Genomic DNA, 19,545 nt, shown 5'->3' with positions numbered 1-19,545 from the left:
TATATCTAGCGATCCAAATTCCCTTTTTTTGACAGTGTCCCTGTTGGTTGGGGTGTTGCATTGGTTGCCTCTGCTGTAGGTGGCTATTTTGCACAAGAAACAGGTAAGGCAATCGGTAAAGTCGTGTACGACCAATATGGTCACAAACTGGATTTGGTTAGCGACACGGCAATAGGACGACTTTGCTCATGATGGAATCTTTCGCACATTTTTTGATCGTCAACATACTACTGATGGCATTGATATTTCCAGCAAGTTGGTTGCTTCTAACCTGGATTACACCGAAATCGGTGATTGATCGGTATGTGCGGCCGCCTCACTTCAGTGAATTCGAAGCGGTTGCTTACCGCTATTTTCCAACCAGCCTAATTCGCACCAATTTGTTCAGTTTGGCAGTTGCTGTTCCTGTCGCCCGGCGAATCAGAAAGTTTGGTGACATTCACAAGCAGGTGCCACTGTGGTTCAACGTGGTTTGCCGAATTTATATCTATTGCGTGTTTGGTTACTCGATTTTTTGCATGTCTGCGATGGGGTTGATAGCGCTGGGGATAAAGTTGGGATATTTGCAGTGATTGACTATCTCTTGAAAGGAGCAGGTAAAGCATTCGGCAAAAAGGTTTATGACCCACACAGCCACAAAGTTGATTTGGTTAGTGTGTCCAGTGTGGGCCAATTATGCCGATAGTCGATGTAATCGTCGCAAAGGTTGGCGGCAATGCTTGAGTGTTAGCAATGAAAATTACTTCCTCGCGCGCACTGTTGTTCGCCAGCATTTTGGTCTACGGCATTTGCCTGGCCCAACCCGGGTTCTACGCTGGTAGCGAAGAGCCTGTATTTGGTCCAGGGATAGGCCTCTTGTTGATCGGGTGGTTTGCCATTGGAAGCGGCGCGGGTTTTTCGTGGTTAGCTAATCCAGTGTTGTTTCTTGTTTGGAGCTTTGCTTGGTCTGGCAAACGTACAGTGGCACTTGTAGCTGCCGTGGTTGCACTGCTTTTGATGCTGTCGTTTCCGATGGTTGGTTGGGTAATTACCAGCGCGGTTGGAACTTTGCATGAAGTGACGGGTTACGGGCTTGGGTACTGGCTGTGGGTGGTAAGTGCCGTGTTGGCTTTGCTATCGGCTATCGCCATAGAGGTAAGTGAGAAGTAATGACGTTATCGAAAATAGGGAAACGCATTGGTTTTTCAAGCGTAAAGTTTAGAGAGCATCGCTTCGATTACATTTTCTTCTTCATGTTTCATGTGGTTTTTTCATGTGTCATTTTTAGCATCCATGAAGCTGTAGTTCTTGTTGAGATCATCGGAATTGTTCTCGTGGCTCCAATATTTTCGTTTCTAAATGTTGGGTTCTTCCGCCCGCAAAGTATTGATTACTTCATGTATCAGGCAATTTTTAAGGTGCTTTTGATTGCCTTTGGGTATTTTCAATACCACGTCAATGAGCTTTTACTGAGCCTTTGATCTTTGGTAATCACTGTTGGACAAAAAAAGATTGAAGGTGATATGCCTTGCATTGCCTATCGTGTAAAACGTGGGGCACAAGGAGAGCGCCATGCGCCAACCACTTTTAGCGATAGGTGCTGTGCTTTTGCTTGTTTTGCAAGCATGTGTAGTTGTGCCCAGAACAACCGAGGTGTACGACGAAGACTGCAAAATCATGTCGAAGCAAATGGAGCTTGAGGCTGTCCAGATTGTGGCCATTCAAAGTTGTACCAATAGTGGCTGCGCTACCGTGCTTGCTGCTGCCGGAGCAACAGCGGCAGCAAGTGCAGTGATATCAGGCAGCATTGTGGTTGTGGGAAATGTTGTGTACTGGTTTGAAAAGCAGGGGCGCTGTCAGCGAGATGGCTAGAAAAATGCCGTGGCCCCCCAAAATGCAGGGTTGTGGAAATTCATATGCCGCTGAAACGTAGATTCAGCGCGGTTCTACGGAAACTCAAGATGTGGTGTGTGTTTGCAGAACGCGACCACAGCTTGCCGCACTTTACGAAGTTATTTACATTCAAGTCGCAGTTACTTACTTGTTAAATGTTGTTAAACCGGCTGGGGTATTGGTCGGCGGTAGCTATGGTGGGTTGCAATTTTTTGCTGCGGTGTGAAATTGGTTAAGCAAGCGCGGCGAGTTTCCGGTTTTGGTTATACCGCTTCCAGGCAGGGTGTTTTTGTGAAACCCAAGGCTGGATAAAGGATTTAGCAGACCGGGACGGTTTGGTAGGTGGTGTTCGGATAAACGGATATCGCCATTATTGTTCGATAAATCTAGTTAGGTCACTAAGTCACCATGAAGCTACCCAAGCCTATCGTTGAACTCGTCGTGTCTATCCTGGCTTTGGTGATCTCGGTGGCAGCCGCGATATTTGCTTGGCAACAAGTCGACGTCTCTCAGAGACATAACCGCGTCTCCGTAGCGCCGCTACTGCAGCTGACTCCTCACGCAGAGGGGAAGACGGGAAGGAACGGCATCTACCTATCCAACGTCGGCCTCGGTCCCGCAATCATGACTGGGTTCTCCGTGAGTACCGGCGCCATCGTCGCATCCGGGTTTTCCTCTGACCGATGGGCTGAGCTCCTTCAAGCGGCAGGAGGGAATCCTCTATGTTTCGCTACAGGTTGGCCGAGAGAGGGAGCGGCGATAAAGGCAGGAGATGAGCTGCCGTTGGTCTACATCACTAAAGCTGAAGGCGTCGAGAGTTGCTATGCCGAAATTGTCAAGCTCATGGCCGGACCCGGACTACAAGTCTCTGTCGAGTACACATCGATCTATGGAGACCTCTCCAAAGTGTCAGAAAGTTCAAAGGTCAACTCGGCTACGCTGCAAGCTCTTTATCGAGCCGTGGGTGGCAAGTGACCTAACCCCTCCATCGAGCGGACGTCCTCCAGCAAGCTTCGCTTGCTTCCGGCCGCCGCTCATGTCAAACGTTAGGCGTCACAGTCGGTCGGCCCAGGTGCTCGCACGTATGTACAAGAATCACGCTTCCTTCCCAAAGGCTAAACACACTCAGCGGTACCTGTTTCCGCATGCCTGCTTCGCTTGCCGCAAAGTGTTTCGCAAGCCGTTTATTGCTCAAGGTCGCATCTGCCCTCAATGCGCTGGTGCACTTGTGACGCTTGGCCGAAAGTTCCACGCGCCCAAGTCAACCAATAGCGCTCAATGGAGGAAGGTTCAGCTTTTGGTCGAGCACGGGTTCTTCTTTGACTCAGTCTATCGAGCCACTGAATCTGGTGGCAACGTTGCGGTTCCGTATCCGCGAACTCTGGCCGAGGTTCCGGCCTTTGTAGCCGAGTTCAAGTCTCAGGCAAGACGGCCACTGCCGTCGCGCGCCGCTCAGCTCAAACGTTAGGCATCTCAGCACCGCCAGCGAGCCGTCATAGGCACCTCTGGCGCACTTGCCTGACACAATCGTCAGAACCGCTACGTCACGACTCAGGAGTTCGCTTTGCAGATGTCAGGCATCCCCTTCGGCACTACCGACTGGTCCGAGATCCAAAGAACGGAACACAAAGGCACTACTGGCTCGGCGTACTGGAAGACACAGTCCTTCGGTGCGATTCGAGTTCGCATGGTCGAGTACACACCCGGTTACTTTGCCGACCACTGGTGCGTCAAAGGCCACATCCTGCTTTGCATTGAAGGTGAGCTTCACACCGAGCTCGAAGATGGGCGCAAGTTCAAGCTCACGCCCGGCGTCAGCTACCAAGTAGCAGACAACGCAGAACCGCACCGGTCTTACACCGCGTCAGGCGCCAAGCTCTTCATCGTGGACTGAAAGAGATGCCTAACCCTTCGCTCAGCTCAAACGTTAGGACTTAGTTGACTATTTTTTAGATGTACATACAATGTAAGTATGATCAAGTTCGAGTGGGATCCCGATAAAGGGACAACAAATAAGTCAAAACATGGGGTCAGCTTCGAAGAGGCGCAATCTGTGTTTTACGACGAGTACGCAATTCAGTTTTATGATGAAGCGCATTCTGGAGAAGAGGATCGGTTTCTTATGCTTGGTCTAAGTAATGAATCACGAGTTCTTCTTGTGTGCCATTGCGAGCGTGCCGATGGTGAAATCATCCGAATCATTTCAGCTCGTAAAGCGACCAAGACGGAGCGTAAACACTACAAAGGTGGTGACCAATGAAAGCTGAATACGATCTTTCAAAAATGAAGTCGCGTAAAAACCCTTACGCCTCGAAACTGAAAAAGCCTGTGACAATGCGTCTAAGTGAAGATGTCATTTCTTATTTCAAAGAGATGGCGGATGAGAAGGGGGTTCCCTACCAAAGCCTCATCAATCTATACCTTCGCGACTGCGTTGCGCAGCATCGAAAAATCGACATTTCCTGGCAGGTAAAGTCCTAACTAATCATTCAAGCCGACGTTGCTTCGCAACGCAGCTTAATTCAAACGTTATGTGCTTTATCTAGTCCCTGCGCCAAGGAGGAAGAATGAATAAAAGAAATAACAATAAGAAACTCAAATCGAGCAAAAGTTCTGAGAGCAGCTACGAGAAAATTAAACGCGCACTAGAAAATCCAAACTATAAATTCAGAACAATAAACGGCGTTTCATCTGAGGCGCATGTAAGTTTTGAAACGATCGAAAAGGCCATGAGAGAGCACTCTGACGAAATCGTCAAGCTCTTCAGGAAAGGCGAAAATGGCGAAATGCTAATAACGACCAGGGCTCATTACAAGAAAAAAGCCTCTGTAAAAGAAAAAGTTATTGGGGCGGTGATCAATAGTGTCTACTGAAGTTATTATACTTGGCCTGGCCGTCTCGAAAACCACCATTTACAGCCTCTGCGGTCTACTTGGCGGGCTGTTTCCTATATGCCACGACTTACTAAGTCGTCAAAAAATGCCGGCCCTACAAAAAATAGAACTAAATCTAGAATTCTTCGCAATAAAAGCGATTCTGGTTCCATTGCTTGCATTCCTAGTAACTATTCTTGCAGTGGCCTTCGACAATATTACGACCTGGGTCGCAGCTATATATTTTGGCGCAAGCCTTCCTGTATTCGTAGAGAAAACAATAGGTTCGAGCAACAAAACAGTGGAAAACTTGGCCAAGGGGCAGTAATTGGCAGTGCACATAACAAATGGTTCAAATCGCTCGCTCCGCTCGCTGGGACGGGCTAAAGCCCGCCCCTTAACCAAACGTTAGCCCTCACACGACCGAGCACCCATGCGTTTCGAAGGCACACTGAAGAGCTGGAATGACGACCGTGGTTTTGGATTCATCGATCCAATCCAAGGCGGTCAGGAGATCTTCGTCCACATCAAGGCGTTTGGTCCGCGAAGCGGTCGTCCGCAGGCGAACCAGCTTCTTTCATTCGAGGTCGAGCTTGGCGCTCAAGGCAAGAAGCGCGCGAAGAATGTCGAGGTGGTCCGTAGGACCGCGGCTCGGAGCAATGCACGCCGTGAGTCGTCAGCGCAGTGGGGCACGGCAACTCTCTTTGCGATACCGGGTTTCGCGGTGCTGTACCTCGTCGTCGGCATTCTCTGGAAGCCACCACTTGTCTTGGCGGCCATCTACGTCGGAGCTAGCGCCGCCACGTTTCTTGCCTATGCGCTGGACAAGTCGGCCGCCGAGCGAGGTGCTTGGCGCACACCTGAGAGCACGCTACACCTGTTGGCATTTGCTGGGGGCTGGCCTGGCGCCTTGCTTGCGCAGCAGTTCCTGCGCCACAAGTCCGCGAAGGCTGAGTTTCGGGCTGTCTTCTGGGGCACCGTCATCGTGAACGTCGCTGGCTTCGCCCTGTTCTGTTCCCCCATGGGTCGGCCACTATGGGCGCCGCAATGAGGCCTAACCATTCCGTCGAGCGGACACACAACGGCGAGGCACGATTGTTCGCTCCGTCACCTTCAGCGGCGCCGTTGTGTGCCGCTTAGGTCAAACGTTAGGCCGCATGAACACGCCCGTTGTTGTCGCACTCATTGGCCTTTTCGGAACGGTCATCGCCACCGTGGCAACTTATTGGTTCTCCATGAAGCTCGCCTACACAAGGCATTCGTCGAGAGCCTTAGCAGCATCGTAGATGGCGACGCCACGCCAGAAGGCCAGCGCCAGTTCGCCAGAGCAACCAACAACCTTCTGCTCTTTGCGCCACAGGAAGTAATCGTTTCTCTGAATGCGTTCCGTGACGAGATTCGCAGGTCCAATCCCCATCGCACACGGGCGAAGCACGACGAATGTCTTAGTAGGCTCATGCTTGCCGTGCGCCGAGACGTCGGCATCTGGCCACCAGATGAGCCAACTGAGTTTCGGCCAGCACTGTGGGCATCCGGCGCGCCAGCAGGTTCGGGCAACGGTGAGAATGCGGCCTAACCCTTCGCTGCGCGCCGCTCAGCTCAAACGTTAGCGCCGAAACACTCAATCTCAAAGGAATCGTGTCATGGATATTGCACTTTGCACGCTCGATAATCACACCTACACATCAGCACAATTTTCTCAATTGCCATTTGCTGACATGGGCGAGAAAAGAAGAAGTCTTGTTTGCCCAGAGTGTGGTGGCCCGGCCTTCTTTCGGAAACAAACCAGAAATGGGCGTGCAGCATGCTTTGGAGCACGTCCTCATCAACCAAATTGTTCGCTGTCGGTGTTGGATGAAACTAGAGTTATTCATGGCCAAGGAGAAATTGCTGAGGTAATTTATAACCCTGGTGAAAGAATTGTTGTTGATCTTGTTTTTGGCGCCCAGCAGCACGTTCACGCCGAACCAAACTTCAATCCCATTCGAGGCGGTGCTAGAGCAGGAATTCACATCGGCGACAATGCGGCAAACAATGCGCGCATGCATCGCAGGCTTAGCACTCTTCTTCGTACACTAATTGAGTCACCGGCATTCCGAAACTCTCATCAAGTTCTTGAAATACTAGGAAACGAAATTCAAGTTCGCGATTTCTTCGTTCCACTTCTTGAAATACTGCCGCGTCATTTAAATATCATCAGGGGTTTTTGGGGGATGCTGTCTGACGTTGGGGTCGATCAAGGTGGAACTGCTTGGCTAAACAGTGGCGGAAGAGGAAACATCAGCTTCGTTATTGACGACAATCCATTTTTGCAGGTTTGTGAGCGCTTTAACATTAACGAAGAAGAAGATTTTTCAGGTGCGTACATTTTGGTTGTCGGTGAGGCTAGGCTATCCCAAAATGGCAAAATATATTGCTCCATTCAAGATCCAAACATGGTTTGCATCAGGCTTGTATAAGGCGCTAACCAATCATTCCACCGAACCTGTGCGAAAAGCCGCGCAGGCCGGTGAATTCAAACGTTCGGCGTCATAGCCGTGGCTCACTGATCCGACTATAGGAGGATTACACAAGAATGCGTGACATCAAACCAGAGGGAGACTTCGTCGTCCAGGGCAACTTCACAGTTAATGAAGCGCCGCAAGAACAGTTCATTCCGTTTGAACAAATGGGGATGGAAGACTTACGTGCCAATTTGGAACACCATAGCCTATTGGCGAAAGATGAGCGAAGTAGGATCAACGGCATATCTTTCAAGCTACTGGGAGCCGCGTTGTCCGTGGGTATGGTACTCGCTATTTGGTACTACATTGCCGGAAAGACAGACTTGGCTATGTTCTTGGTCGGAATATTCGGTGTCGGGATGCCAGTTGCGTTGGCGATCAAAAATGGCGAAAAGCAGTCTGAGTTTGAGCTTCGCCAGTTGAGCACCATTCGATACATCTCCAACCTCATCCGGGAGCGAACCCCAAGATGACGCCGAAGCCATCATGCCAGCGCCTATGATCCACGCGTGATGCCCAAGGTTTAATTGGGTGAGACATGTTGCTATCGACGGCAGTCAAACTGCCAAGCAACGCCAGCAAAGAACGCAGCGGCACGCATGAAGAACTGCGCCACCAGCAAGGGCATGATGCAGGGTTACGCCGCCCAGGCTGCAAAGATGAGTAGCATCGAAGAGAAATCAGGACATACTTTGAACATGAGTATTCCATTCTTGGGTCCCAATCCGCAAATCCTGCAAGCCCAAAATGGTGGGTGAGGAAAGTGTATTTTTTTACAGCTTTGTTAGGCAACCTATAAAAATCTGCATCCAGCACATGATGGGGAGTAGAGAGATTGTTTCGTTCGCGTTCGGAGTGTGGCGCACGTCCGCGAATACCTTGACCAGCGCCACGACATAAATCAGGAGAGAAATTCATGCAAACGGTACAAGTTTCTGTAGTTGGTGGCCCAAGTGTTGCGGTTCCATGGTTTCAGGGCATGAACGCACAGCAGGCCCTCGAAGGTGCATATACGCAGATCAACAACAGCAGCGTCTTTACATATGCGCTTCAGTACTATGGAAGCAGCCTCGGCTATCTAGTCGTCATGATGAATGAAACTTATGATTCTTTTGTTTCTTCATCGGCACCATTCTTCTACTGGCAGTTCTGTGTGAATGGCTCTCCTGCATCCACCGGCATTGACGGGGTTTCGCTCAATCCTGGTGATGCCATTAGCTTCTCTCTTGAGATGTACTCATCTGAGGTTCATAAATCCACGACTCTTGAGATCAAGCATAAATCACAGTTACTCTTAACCCAACACGTTGCCTAACTGGTTGCTCAAACTGACGCCAACAGGCTTCGCCTGGTTATCTGTAAGCCCCAGCGAACCCATCTTGAACTCATTTGAGTTTCATGAGCTGCTTGTTGATGGTATTCAGATCAAATCCATTGGGGTCAAACGGGCCGCTGTTCCAGGCCCAAACCTGGTTGTGTTCAGGATGAGCTGGATTGTGCATTGCCTCCAGGAAATCCATGTATCCACCAACTCCACCAACATCTTCTGGCGGCGCTGAGCGTTCACCAGCAACGCACATGGGCCAGAAGTTTTGCTCGTCAATCGGAACGATCTTCTCCACTTTGATTTTATGTTCCCATCCGTCACCGAAATCGTACTCGTAGACGAATGTATCGCCCCTGTCAGGGGCGATCGTTTCAAGGGTCACAGATTTCTCGTTCTTGAAGTTCTCAGGATCATAAAATCCATCAGGGTCTGGCACACCGTACAGCCACGGCCCGACGTGGAACTGATGCAGGTGGTAATTTTCCCAGCCCATCACGGTTTGCAAGATACGATGCAACTTCGGTAGCTTGGTGTTTCCAGGCACCCAGATTCTGCGCCAGACCAAGGGCTCAATGCCCAGCATTTCAATGCGAAGGTGGTACACACTGGTTTTGGAGGCTGGCGGTTTTAACACGATGATCTGATCCAGATAGGCAGTTAATAGGTCGCTCTGCCTGTCACGAACCAGTTCATTTGGGAGGAGACCAATTGTGCGGCAGCAGTTCGCCAATTTTACTGTACGGCTGCGTGGGTAGTCGATCCATCACATCCTTCAGATACCCCAGCGGGTTCAGGCCATTGAGTTTGGCCGATTGAACCAGGCTCATGATGGCTGCATTGCGTTGGCCCGAGTGAAGACTCCCCGCAAACAGCCCGTTCTTTCGACCCACTGCGATGGGGCGAATCTGGTTCTCCACCCAACTGTTGTCAATTGGCGTGTGTGGATCATCAAGAAACGTGCACAGTGCATCCCCGGGTTTCTTGGAGAGACGGATTGTGTCTGTTCTTCGGGCAGTGACAATTCAACCCCAAATCGTTCACTTGATGAGTCGGCTGGCTGGAACTCTCATGGGGTATTTCGTTACTGAAGGCCATTCGCAGCGCGCTTTTTAGATAGGTTCGGTTGTTCTTTGCTGCAAAATGCATATCATCAGGAGGAAGTGTGTCGTTAAATTTTAGAAGTATGTTTGTCCTGGCTGTCGCGGCTATTTTGTTGGGTGGATGCGCTACGCCTGTGCAGCAACGCATCGATTTGGCTGACAGCTACTTTTTATCTGGCAAAGCCAAGGAAGGCAAGGTAGGGGTGGTGATGGTCGAACTGCCCAAACCAGACACTGCATTCCCGGGTGCCAATTGCCTTCTTTGCCTCGGCGTCGCAAATGGAATGCATTCTGCTCTCAATAAAGAGGTTCAGGCGTTTAGTACAGCTGAACTCAAACCTTTGCCGTACGACGTGGTTTCTCTGCTGAAGAAGCGGGGCCTCGATGCCGTCCTCATTGATGAGCCACTGAAAATTGATGCCTTGCCCGATTTGAATGCCGACGATACCGTGAATAAGTCACGCAAGAACTTTACGTCCTTAAAGGCCAAGTACAACATAGACCGCTTACTGGTGGTCCATTTCACGGCACTGGGCGTATGGCGCTCGTATTCGGCCTACGTTCCTACAGATCTTCCTAAGGCCGTCGTCGTTGGCAATGCTTCATTGATCGATTTGGCGACGCATTCGCTGGAATGGTACCTGCCCGTGACTATTTCTCGCGCCGCTGATGGGGATTGGGACGAGCCTCCAAAATTCCCGGGACTTACCAATGCTTATTATCAGGTCCTGGAAACTGGCATGGACGTCATCAAGAAACCATTCGTCCGGTGATGTCGTGGCGAGTAGTCGTCTCTGCGATGGCATTGATATTGACCATGCTGAGTCCGGCGGTATTTGCGGCTGTGCCAATGGAAGCACCGTTGTGGTGGCGCATGCCAACAGAGCCAGGAGTTAAGTGGCGTGGCATGTTGCCCACCGAGGGTGGGGAAGTCGGTATGGGGTTCCAGATAGGCCCCTACCAGGTCCCAGGCGCGGCCGGCTTATTGGCTGCAATCCTGACGCATGCGGTCATCTCCGACAGCATGCAATCTAGCGAATACCAACAAGCCCAACAGGCTTCTGATCGCGTTCTTGATCCGTACGCGACTGTGTTGGGTGCGTGGTCAGCGGCGAACCTTTGGAACACGGCCGTTGCCGCGGCGCCGTCATCGCTAGGGATAAGGGTCTGGGACGGACAGACCGCACCAGGTGCAGGTTCGGTCGTACAAACCGCACCCACGTTCACCTTGGCCCCTGACGAATCCGTTGTGATACTTGATGTGGCAATCAAGCTTGTTGCTCCTGGTGCAGACAGTGTGGAAACCCTGGTTCGCGTGGTCTCGTCTCCATTGGGTGGAATTGACCCGCGCTCCCATTGGTCCGCTGACGAAGCACGTCAGTTGAAATCAACTGCGGCAGCGATGCTTGCGCATGCCATCGATATTGCGCACCGCTACGCCATTCATTCAGATAATGACCTAGCCCCCATGCGCACGCACCGTTATATGCTGGGCGCCGATGAGCGCGCGGAGCGGGCACAACAGTTGGCGGGTAACTGTGCTCGGCTGGAGTTGCGTAACTTGCGAGGCTTTCTGATGTCTGTGCCGATAAAAGTAGAATCTGAAGACAAGTGTTTGATCAAGGCTCCGTTTTGAGGCGCAAGTCGCAACACCTTCAACAGTGGATCGCGGCGTGGCCGTGGTTGTGGCAGTCGCTGCGCTGGTCATTTGTATGTCGTTCCGTATGTTCACCAATTCGTTTAGTCCCAGCCCTCAGGCACAGGCGAGCCGATTCGCTCAAATAAAGGAAAACTATGCATAAGACACCTGCAACCGCTCTCGTCGTCTTTTTTCTATCGGCATGCGCTACGCCGAACCAGATCCGGGCAAACCTTCCTACCTTTTAATATGAGGGAACGGCATCACCAGCAAAGGTCTATTCCTGCTTCGTTGAGAAGTATGACGGCTTGGGACTTGGCTTGTGGATCAATTCTGTTCCACGAGCTGACGGTGGCGTGAGCGTGCGTTATGGTCTGCGTGATCATCCCAACATACTTTACATTGCTGATGTCTCCCCTACGCCAAATGGCTCAAAGACAGTCGTCTACGAGAACTCATTCTCAGTGTACGACCGCGATCGAGTGATCTACCGTTACTGCGCAGCCGGAAATTACTGACTTTAGTCAGCACCAGAGGCAACTCAGTATTACCCACAACTTGATTTTGAGAAGATTGAAAATGGGGTCATCGTCAATCGTGTTGAAGCTCGCCCTTTATTGCAACCTAGCACATCACTTCTTCTGCTTGATATCGCGGTAGAAGTCTTCATGCGAGCCCAAGGCCATCAGTTCAAGAACAAGCGACCCGTCATTAAAACTGTAACCTAGCAAGGTTAGTTGATTGTTCATCTTGAACTTGTGGACTCGCAGAAAAGCCAGCTCACCTTTCTTCTGCTCGCCAATAGAGGGGTCTGTAATACATTCGTGGCCTTAACCAAAATCGTAGGCCTCCAGTTTTCCGGCGTCCCGTTCTGCCTGTGCAATGATGGCTTGCCTTACAAACTCGTAGGGCAAATCAGGTTTTGATCCAGGCGAATGCTGCCAGTAGCCATGTGACTTTCCTCCAAAGGGTTTGCTGATCGTAGCAAAGTGCCATAATTGAAGTAAATCGCCACAATACGCTGTTGTCAGGCGGTGTTTCCCCCTTGCCACTCGACTAATAAAGGCAACTACTTGACCCGCATTGGAGGTTTTAATGATCCCAACCATCACTGCTTTTAAACGTGTTTTTGCAGCTCAGTTTCCGGAATGAATGGACCTGACAATCGAAGGCATTCAAACGTTATATATTTAAAACTCAAAAGATTGGTCAACCCATCGAGCGTGCCATTCAACCAAAAACAGGAATATTTCCGATGTACGACGTTGAACACATCAGCATCTACATTCATCGCTCCCCAGCTGATGTGTATGCCTATGCTTCCAACCCGCAAAACCTTCCACTGTGGGCCGCTGGCCTGGCCCGCTCTGAAGTAACAAAACAAGGCGATGCCTGGGTAGCCGATGCACCATTCGGCAAGGTGAAAATCAAATTTGCGCAGGCAAATCAGTTTGGTGTGTTGGATCACGATGTTGAGCTTGAATCGGGCGTGCTGGTTCACAACCCAATGCGAGTGGTGCCAAACGGCGAGGGTAGCGAATTCATGTTTACCTTGCTGCGGCAACCTGGAATGTCCAACGAACAATTCGCAGCAGATGCACAAGCGGTTGGGCAAGACTTGCAAACATTAAAAACACTTCTCGAAGTTGTATCCTAAGCGATCACTGTTGGGTTCGATAAACGAATATTTCCAGGCCGAAAAGTTTTCGCACAGCTGTCGAATTCACCATACCCCATTCGACTATCCAGGTAGGCATAACTTTCAAGGAGATGATGATGTCGAACAACACAGGTACAGTTCAGCTACATCGGGTATTGCGGGCGCCAGCCGATCGGGTTTACAAGGCGTTTACCGACAAAAGTGCTTTGGAATACTGGCTTCCGCCGTATGGGTACACCGGAACCATCCACGAAATGGATGTCTGCGTGGGCGGGGGCTACAGAATGTCTTTCACCAATTTCAGCGGCGGCGGTAGCCATTCGTTTGCAGTGAAATACATTGAGCTGGTGGCCAATGAACGCATTCGGCATACCGATCGGTTTGACGACGAAAACCTTCCCGGTGAAATGGTCGTCACAATCGATCTTAAAACTGTTTCTTGCGGAACCGACATCCGCATTGTTCAGGAAGGGATCCCCCCGGTAATACCCGTTGAAATGTGTTACCTGGGGTGGCAGGAATCGCTGGAGCAACTGGCCCGGCTGGTTGAGCCTAATATTCCGGACAATAGCTGACTGAAATCTTACTTATTTGGGGGCAATTTGCGCACAAACTATGTACTGATTGACTACGAAAACGTGCAGCCAGAAGCGATGGCTGCACTTAACAAAGAGCACTTTAAAGTAATTGTTTTTGTTGGTGCAAATCAAGCCAAGGTTACTTTTGAAGTTGCATCCGTGCTTCAACAAATGGCGCAACGGGCTGAGTACATCAAAATTTCTGGTAGTGGTTCAAATGCTCTCGACTTCCACATTGCGTACTACATTGGGCATCTGGCGAGTAAAGAGCCCGATGTCTATTTTCACATCGTTTCAAAGGACACCGGCTTTGATCCCCTCATTCAACACCTTAAAACCAAAAAGATATGGGTTTGTCGATCGAATGATGTGACAGAAATCCAGATAGTGAAAGCTTTAAATTCCAAATCACCATGCGAGAAGATTAGTGTAATTGTGGCCGACTTAAGGCGCAGAGGCGCTTCGAAACCTCGAGCCGTTAAGACGCTCACCAGCACCATCAACTCAATGTTTCAGAAGCAACTCACAGAGCAGGAAATTCAGCTGTTGCTGAATGAGCTAAAAGAACAAGGGATAATTACCGTCGTAGGGACAAAGGTTTCCTATACGTTGCCGGATTGACACTTCCAAAAAGGTAGATCACCACACGACCCAAATGACTGTACTCCCCGACCTTCTTCAACCAGGTCTGAAAATCGTTTTTTGCGGAACAGCCCCTGGCACTGTTTCCGCTCGCCGTGGCGCCTACTACGCTGGCCCCGGCAATGCCTTCTGGCCCACCTTGTTCGAGGTAGGGCTTACCCCCCGGCGCATTGCTCCCGACGAATACCCAATCATCACGCAGTTTGGGCTAGGGCTTACTGATTTGGCCAAGCATGTATACGGGGCAGACAGCGTGCTGGCCGCAACCGATTTTGGTCGTGATGAACTTCGCGCAAAAATTCTGCATCATCGTCCCCGAATACTCGCGTTTACCAGTAAGCGTGCTGGTCAGGAATTCCTGCGTCGCTCGGTTTCCTATGGTTTGCAGGAAGAGAAAATTGGCAGCACCATGCTTTTTGTTCTACCCTCGCCGTCGGGATTGGCGAGGCGGCATTGGGCAGTGCAGCCATGGCTCGATTTGGCAGCGTTGTAGTGATCAACAAAGATGGGTTGATCATCATGAAACCGTGCAGTTTTACTGCAACGACTTGGGTTCTGGAAACAAAAACTTTTTCCCTGTTTTCCTTTCAAGTTTCCTGATGATGTAGAACCACAGGTAGAAGCCTTGGACTAGGCGGGAGCAGCTGTACGCAAGAAGTGTCAAGCCAATGCTGCTGAAGATCCAGTACATAAATAGATCCAGTGGTAGCAGGGCCTTGAAGTCTGTGGTGATGAACTCATAGAGGCTCCAGGCGCCAATAAAGATATAGATCCAGTTCTTTTTGGCATGTTGCTTGGCGTTTAGCTTCAGGTCACCATTGAATTCATTTATTGGACGCTGCAGGACAAAGCAGTCATCCTGTTCCGTGTAGTTTCTCTCAATTAGTTTTTTATTTTTAACCCGTCGAGTTGCTTCGATATAAACTTGAATCAGCCACATGCAAATCACGGAGATTAGCAGCATGAATGAATGCAAGTAGTTTGGCTTCGCAATAAAATACATCACTGATAAGACACCTATCGCCGTTGGGGTGATGCAGGTCATCAAGCCGATTAGTGAATAAACTATTCGTATTCGTCTGATGACTTTCGGAACGAAAAAGCTAGCGACAGCTGAGGTGATAATTACTGCTGTGGTAACACCAAAGAAGTACACCTGCAGGTTTGAGGAGACAACTCCCTTGAGAGTGGCAATGAATAGTGCGAATGATCCGAGTCCTCCACAAATGCCCCACATCACTGGAATGCCGAGGCGGCAGATCAATGGGACGTTGTAGTACATTGGAAAGGCAAGTGACTTACTCATGGGGCTACTCCCCAGTCGAAATTGCTTTGAACGAAAGCATCATATCCCTCATAGTCTTTTGGGAATTTGGTTTTGAGGTATTCGACTTGAGTTAGTAAAGATTTACCAACAGATGCGCTGATACCAAATTCTTTATCCAAGACTTCAAGTCCATATGAAATAAAAAATCCCACAAAAACAGTTCCCACTAAAATGGCGGCGACAGGTATCGCTGTAGCGGCAATAGTGGCGGCCACAAAAGCAAAACCCGCCATCGCCACAGTAGTAAGCGCCGCAACGATCCCTGCTTTTACCAAATTCACGCCAATCTTGCTCATTAAGTCCAGCACACTTGATTTTGGTTTTCCCGTTGCTGGGTCGATCTGGTCATAGTCACTGATCCATTCGGCCACGTCGGTAAAAACACTGAATACGATTGCCACAGCCCCCAGTTTTTTGAATGTGCTTTTGGTCGCATTCCAGGCAGCATGTCTTATGCCGTTTGCAGTACCTGCACCATTTGTAATGGTTAGTACTGCGGGGTTGTCGGCCAGGTAGCGCGTGCCTTTCAGTAGCTCGCGGATTTTGTGGTTGCCGGTGAAGATCACGTCATACACCGCCTGTCCGTTCTTTCGAATTCGTTTTTTCAAATAGAACTTTTGACCGTTTAGTTCACGAATCCATTTTTGATTTTCCAAACCATAAATACTTGTGCCCACAAGTTGCCCCAACAGCCAGTTCCGCGTCACAACGCCGTTGGTGTCGATTGCTGTTTCTTCGCCGCCTGATGCAAAGAAATCAAGAACCTGTTTGGGTACTTCAGTGCCCCAATTTTTTACTTCCATCACATGCATTGTCTGCATGTCCTCAAGCAGTTCTGTGCTGACCGACCTGGGTCCTTGCATCGCTGCGCTTGTTGCACTGGGCATTTGTATCGACACGATCAACGGCGCGGGTTTTCCTTCCGGGTTTTGCGCGGTGCAAGTAAAAGGGTCAATCTTGTTGGGCTCGTATTGCGCAATCAGTTGGCCATTTTTTTTCAATAGCAGCTTGCCTGCGAATGTGCGTGCCACCCACAGGTGAAGCCGTTCGCCGTCTTGGAAGTGAACAGGGGTGCCAGGCATGATCAACCGGCTGTCACGCTCGCTGTAGAAATTGCTTTTCTCTGATTCAACTGTGTAGCTGCCACCGCTGCCCAGTTTGATGTCGAACACCACATCGCGGTGTTTGCGCAGTACTACCCGCAGCTTTGGTTTGGTGCGTACGCATCGAATCGGCTCGCCTGGCAGGTCAATGCACGTGACCTGTGTGTCGTTGTCCACCTCCAGCACGGGCGACTTCTTCAAATTTCCCATGCCCTTTATTCCTTGGCCGTTCTGTCGGTTTGCTCGCCACGCGCAAAACCTTGTGGGGCTTTGTCAAACTTTGCCTTGCCTTCACCGTCCAGCGTTTTTTCAAGCGTTTCTTTGTTGAACTCGAATTTCACGGCCTCGCCCGCTTTGGGCGGTTCGCCATCGGCATCCACAAATTCCACTTCTCAGGGTGTGGATGGCTTTGAATTCAATGCTTCGTCGGTGATGGAGTTGTAATTGCTGGGTGGGGCGGGTGGCGCTGGGGTTGCCGATGCAATCAAGGTGGCACCACAGGCTGTTTTGTGGCCATGCAGGGCTACTTGCATGTAGTTGTCGGTCATGAAGGGGTGGCCTTCGACGATCGGGAATACGTGGGGCTTGCAAATGGGGCAGGTGGTCATGTCGCCTACCCGCGCAATTGGAATGTTGCCCGGCCCAAAGAACGTGGTGGGGCTGCCTGAAATCACTTTGCCGCCGTGGCTGGTGGTGTCGCCCACCACAACTTGCGCCCGGCCATCAATCAGCATTCTTGCTGCCATTGTATTTCCCGTCGTTTGTATCTGAAGCGGCAAGTATTTCGCAGGCCTTGCAATTCAACAAATCGAGGGATGTTTAGCCCATCACCCTGGGTGGTCTGGTTATGCTTTATAAAGAATATATTTTGCTTATTCGCTTAAAAGCATACAAACAATGTAATCCTTAGGCAGCATAAACCATTGGCCAGGTGCGATCATGAAAACCAGTATCACAACTTTCAGGGCAATTGGGCTATTTCTTAAAGAACATGCGGGCACAGCAAGGGTTTCCCTCAAAGTGTTGTTGCGCTTCTAGTAATACAAAAACTCCAATGCTTCTTTTAATCTATCGCCTGTGGTTCGCATGCGTTCCCAGCGCTCCATGGCCACATCGCCTTGCCTGAATTCGCGGAAGAAGTCGTTCGAATCAAGCTGGGTCATCACTGCTTCAATATTGCCCGGCATGCTGTTTGAAAATCCAAACTTGTCGCGCAGCATTTTCATGCGGCTGTCCACTGATTCACTTTCACTTTGCGCAGCGCTTGCAATTTGCACGGGCGAACGGGGGGTGACCAGTATCAACACCGAGCGTTGAAGTTCGTTGGTTCTTTTGTTTGAAAACAGGTATTGCAAACCCGGTACGTCTTGTAGACCCGGTACACCGTCGCGGTTGCTGGCGCTTGATTTTTCGCTCAAGCCACTTAACACCAGTGTGTCGCCAAGGTTCATCACCACATTGGCGTTGGCAGTGGTTTCGCCAATTTCAATTTGGTATGCCACGCGTGGGTTTTCGGTGGTGGCGTTCAGGTTGGTGCGCTGCGCTTCCACTTTCAGTTGTATCCGGCCTTGTGGCAAAAACACAGGTGTAACGGCCAGCTTGATGCCAATTCGTTTTTCCAGCGGCACCACGGTGGTACCACCTTGCACGCTGGTTGAAACAAAACCGGCACTCAAATTCGTGCCCGAGAAAAATTCCGAAGGCAAACCTTCAATGGCCGCCAGTGTGGGGCGGGCCAGCACTTCGTTGAGCGAACTGTTGGCATTGGCTATGTTCAATGAATACGACAGGGCTGGAATGGTCACTGCGCGGGTAATGGCGGTGCTTACATCGGCTGCGCCGCCGTTGGTCACGGTCGAATTGTTCACACGTGCATAAGCCGCCACATTGCCGGCCACATTGCCCAGTTGCAGGGTTAGTGCGTTCAACAGGTTCACGCCTTTGGATGTTGAAATCAATTCCTGGGTCGACAACAGCACCACATCAATCAACAACATGCGGGGGCCGTTGCCGGCTTCAGTGGCAACAGGCGCAACTGCGGTTGTAACTTCAACGGTTTCCGGGGCCGTTGGCGTTGTTACAGCCGTGGGTGGCGTGGGGTAGGGCACCGCAGGCACGTCGAAAGCCTGTGCCAGTTGTTCGCCGCCTTGCCTGTAAGCAGCAGGCCTGCTGTAGAAGCTTTTCCACTGCGCAACACGACGGTCGGCCCGTTCCACTTCGGGTCCTTCATTGTTTAATTCCTTCAACACCTCCCGCATAATGCCGGCACGTTCGAAATCTGCACACGAGGCATACACCGCAATGCTTGATCGAATAAATCCGTGCGATAAGCCGGTGGATACTTTTCTGAACTGTGTGGCCATGGCACAGGCGGTTTTTGCGTCGCCTGTTACGTATGAAGCCACCATCAAACCGTAAATGGATACTGCGCTTTCGGGCGTTAGCAGTAGCACTTCCGAGAAGGCCAGTTTTGCGCGGTCAAACTGTTTCAAGTCCATGTGGGCCAGGCCCAGAAATTCCTGCGCAATCCAGTTGCTGGGGTCAATGCGCAGGGCTTGTTCGTAACCTTCCAGCGCCATTTCGCCTTTTTGCGTGTCCCCCTGGCGGGCTTGAAGGTGGTACACAAAACCATTCAAAAAATGCAAATGCGAATTGCGTGGGTCCAGCTGCAAAGCTTCGTTCACTGCAAAGTGCGCTTGCGGCAATTCAAGGCGTTTGATGTGCTTCACCGCCTCGGTTACTTTTATCAGCATTTCTGAATCGCGCATGTTGGCAGGAACCAGCGGTACTTCTTTGACCATGTCCACGAACGATTTCGCGGCGGTGTCATTGGCCAAAGAAGGCTGGGCCATGCAAAACGCAAGGGCGATGGCTGCAGCCATTTTGCCAAGGCGTGCAGTGGGAATGAATGTGTTCATGA

General features: G+C 50.5%; 26 protein-coding genes and 1 pseudogene. 18 read left to right on the top strand and 9 right to left on the bottom strand.

Translation table 11 applies throughout. The features are described 5' to 3' along the window. The first annotated feature begins 732 nt into the window (after positions 1-732). The 12 genes from V7028_RS04790 (at position 733) to V7028_RS04735 (ending at position 8,564) form a co-directional block, all read left to right on the top strand. A complete protein-coding gene (locus tag V7028_RS04790; RefSeq protein ID WP_334118960.1) occupies positions 733-1,149 on the top strand; it encodes a hypothetical protein in 417 nt (138 codons plus the stop codon). Positions 1,150-1,551: 402 nt separating this feature from the next. Then, on the top strand, positions 1,552-1,851 hold the full coding sequence (locus V7028_RS04785; protein WP_334118959.1) for a hypothetical protein: 300 nt from the start codon (positions 1,552-1,554) through the stop codon (positions 1,849-1,851). Positions 1,852-3,436: 1,585 nt separating this feature from the next. Next, complete coding sequence (locus tag V7028_RS04780) at positions 3,437-3,766, top strand: DHCW motif cupin fold protein (RefSeq protein ID WP_334118958.1); 330 nt, start codon at positions 3,437-3,439, stop codon at positions 3,764-3,766. 78 nt (positions 3,767-3,844) lie between these two features. Next, positions 3,845-4,132: a BrnT family toxin gene (locus V7028_RS04775; RefSeq protein ID WP_334118957.1), complete on the top strand. Its 288-nt coding sequence runs from the start codon at positions 3,845-3,847 to the stop codon at positions 4,130-4,132. Next, positions 4,129-4,353 (top strand): CopG family antitoxin, encoded by a 225-nt coding sequence (locus V7028_RS04770; protein WP_334118956.1) that lies wholly within the window; start codon positions 4,129-4,131, stop codon positions 4,351-4,353. The genes V7028_RS04775 and V7028_RS04770 overlap by 4 nt, the downstream gene beginning before the upstream one ends. Positions 4,354-4,439: 86 nt before the next feature. Then, positions 4,440-4,745: a hypothetical protein gene (locus V7028_RS04765; RefSeq protein WP_334118955.1), complete on the top strand. Its 306-nt coding sequence runs from the start codon at positions 4,440-4,442 to the stop codon at positions 4,743-4,745. Beyond that, on the top strand, positions 4,735-5,073 hold the full coding sequence (locus V7028_RS04760; RefSeq protein WP_334118954.1) for a hypothetical protein: 339 nt from the start codon (positions 4,735-4,737) through the stop codon (positions 5,071-5,073). Before V7028_RS04765 ends, V7028_RS04760 begins: the two co-directional genes overlap by 11 nt. Positions 5,074-5,178: 105 nt before the next feature. Then, a complete protein-coding gene (locus V7028_RS04755) occupies positions 5,179-5,796 on the top strand; it encodes a cold shock and DUF1294 domain-containing protein (protein WP_334118953.1) in 618 nt (205 codons plus the stop codon). 592 nt (positions 5,797-6,388) lie between these two features. Further along, positions 6,389-7,204, top strand: coding sequence for a hypothetical protein (locus V7028_RS04750; RefSeq protein WP_334118952.1), 816 nt, complete (start codon positions 6,389-6,391; stop codon positions 7,202-7,204). A 116-nt stretch (positions 7,205-7,320) separates the two neighbouring features. Beyond that, positions 7,321-7,722 (top strand): hypothetical protein, encoded by a 402-nt coding sequence (locus tag V7028_RS04745; protein WP_334118951.1) that lies wholly within the window; start codon positions 7,321-7,323, stop codon positions 7,720-7,722. 126 nt (positions 7,723-7,848) lie between these two features. Beyond that, positions 7,849-8,007 (top strand): hypothetical protein, encoded by a 159-nt coding sequence (locus V7028_RS04740; protein ID WP_334118950.1) that lies wholly within the window; start codon positions 7,849-7,851, stop codon positions 8,005-8,007. 158 nt (positions 8,008-8,165) lie between these two features. After that, positions 8,166-8,564: a DUF4430 domain-containing protein gene (locus tag V7028_RS04735; RefSeq protein ID WP_334118949.1), complete on the top strand. Its 399-nt coding sequence runs from the start codon at positions 8,166-8,168 to the stop codon at positions 8,562-8,564. Between the two features lie 70 nt (positions 8,565-8,634). On the opposite strand, the gene V7028_RS04730 is transcribed toward V7028_RS04735, so the two are convergent. Both V7028_RS04730 and V7028_RS04725 read right to left on the bottom strand, forming a co-directional pair. After that, on the bottom strand, positions 8,635-9,210 hold the full coding sequence (locus V7028_RS04730; protein WP_334118948.1) for a plasmid pRiA4b ORF-3 family protein: 576 nt from the start codon (positions 9,208-9,210) through the stop codon (positions 8,635-8,637). Positions 9,211-9,265: 55 nt separating this feature from the next. Next, positions 9,266-9,562 (bottom strand): annotated as a pseudogene (locus tag V7028_RS04725) (transposase domain-containing protein); the annotation flags it as partial. A gap of 176 nt (positions 9,563-9,738) precedes the next feature. Between V7028_RS04725 and V7028_RS04720 the strand changes: the two are divergent. Then, positions 9,739-10,449 carry a hypothetical protein gene (locus tag V7028_RS04720; protein ID WP_334118947.1) on the top strand — a complete coding sequence of 237 codons (711 nt, stop codon included), beginning with the start codon at positions 9,739-9,741 and terminating at the stop codon, positions 10,447-10,449. Between the two features lie 134 nt (positions 10,450-10,583). Beyond that, positions 10,584-11,312: a hypothetical protein gene (locus V7028_RS04715; protein ID WP_334118946.1), complete on the top strand. Its 729-nt coding sequence runs from the start codon at positions 10,584-10,586 to the stop codon at positions 11,310-11,312. 635 nt (positions 11,313-11,947) lie between these two features. Here V7028_RS04715 and V7028_RS04710 read toward each other — a convergent pair. Together V7028_RS04710 and V7028_RS04705 are read right to left on the bottom strand one after the other, a co-directional pair. Continuing rightward, the gene (locus tag V7028_RS04710; protein ID WP_334118985.1) at positions 11,948-12,133 is read right to left on the bottom strand and encodes a type II toxin-antitoxin system RelE/ParE family toxin; all 186 of its coding nucleotides are present in this window, start codon (positions 12,131-12,133) and stop codon (positions 11,948-11,950) included. A gap of 12 nt (positions 12,134-12,145) precedes the next feature. Further along, entirely contained in the window at positions 12,146-12,424 is a 279-nt protein-coding gene (locus V7028_RS04705; protein ID WP_334118945.1) for a hypothetical protein, read from the bottom strand. Between the two features lie 146 nt (positions 12,425-12,570). Here V7028_RS04705 and V7028_RS04700 point away from each other — a divergent pair, with 146 nt between their 5' ends. The 4 genes from V7028_RS04700 (at position 12,571) to V7028_RS04685 (ending at position 14,688) form a co-directional block, all read left to right on the top strand. Beyond that, complete coding sequence (locus tag V7028_RS04700) at positions 12,571-12,972, top strand: SRPBCC family protein (protein ID WP_334118944.1); 402 nt, start codon at positions 12,571-12,573, stop codon at positions 12,970-12,972. Between the two features lie 119 nt (positions 12,973-13,091). Continuing rightward, complete coding sequence (locus tag V7028_RS04695; RefSeq protein WP_334118943.1) at positions 13,092-13,550, top strand: SRPBCC family protein; 459 nt, start codon at positions 13,092-13,094, stop codon at positions 13,548-13,550. Positions 13,551-13,577: 27 nt separating this feature from the next. Beyond that, positions 13,578-14,174 (top strand): PIN domain-containing protein, encoded by a 597-nt coding sequence (locus V7028_RS04690; protein WP_334118942.1) that lies wholly within the window; start codon positions 13,578-13,580, stop codon positions 14,172-14,174. A gap of 34 nt (positions 14,175-14,208) precedes the next feature. Then, the gene (locus tag V7028_RS04685; RefSeq protein WP_334118941.1) at positions 14,209-14,688 is read left to right on the top strand and encodes a mismatch-specific DNA-glycosylase; all 480 of its coding nucleotides are present in this window, start codon (positions 14,209-14,211) and stop codon (positions 14,686-14,688) included. Between the two features lie 42 nt (positions 14,689-14,730). On the opposite strand, the gene V7028_RS04680 is transcribed toward V7028_RS04685, so the two are convergent. The 5 genes from V7028_RS04680 to V7028_RS04660 form a co-directional block, all read right to left on the bottom strand. After that, a complete protein-coding gene (locus V7028_RS04680) occupies positions 14,731-15,501 on the bottom strand; it encodes a hypothetical protein (protein ID WP_334118940.1) in 771 nt (256 codons plus the stop codon). Beyond that, positions 15,498-16,694 carry a hypothetical protein gene (locus V7028_RS04675; protein ID WP_334118939.1) on the bottom strand — a complete coding sequence of 399 codons (1,197 nt, stop codon included), beginning with the start codon at positions 16,692-16,694 and terminating at the stop codon, positions 15,498-15,500. The genes V7028_RS04680 and V7028_RS04675 overlap by 4 nt, the downstream gene beginning before the upstream one ends. Before the next feature lie 146 nt (positions 16,695-16,840). After that, on the bottom strand, positions 16,841-17,014 hold the full coding sequence (locus V7028_RS04670; RefSeq protein WP_334118938.1) for a hypothetical protein: 174 nt from the start codon (positions 17,012-17,014) through the stop codon (positions 16,841-16,843). A 3-nt stretch (positions 17,015-17,017) separates the two neighbouring features. After that, positions 17,018-17,371: a PAAR domain-containing protein gene (locus V7028_RS04665; RefSeq protein ID WP_334118937.1), complete on the bottom strand. Its 354-nt coding sequence runs from the start codon at positions 17,369-17,371 to the stop codon at positions 17,018-17,020. Between the two features lie 288 nt (positions 17,372-17,659). After that, positions 17,660-19,543 (bottom strand): secretion protein, encoded by a 1,884-nt coding sequence (locus V7028_RS04660; RefSeq protein ID WP_334118936.1) that lies wholly within the window; start codon positions 19,541-19,543, stop codon positions 17,660-17,662. Between the last annotated feature and the right edge of the window lie 2 nt (positions 19,544-19,545).

Source organism: Limnobacter sp., assembly GCF_036846585.1.
In the GTDB taxonomy this organism is placed as follows: Bacteria; Pseudomonadota; Gammaproteobacteria; order Burkholderiales; family Burkholderiaceae_B; genus Limnobacter.
The sequence above is the reverse complement of the archived record's forward strand: the minus strand, read 5'-3'. Positions and strand labels throughout refer to the sequence as shown.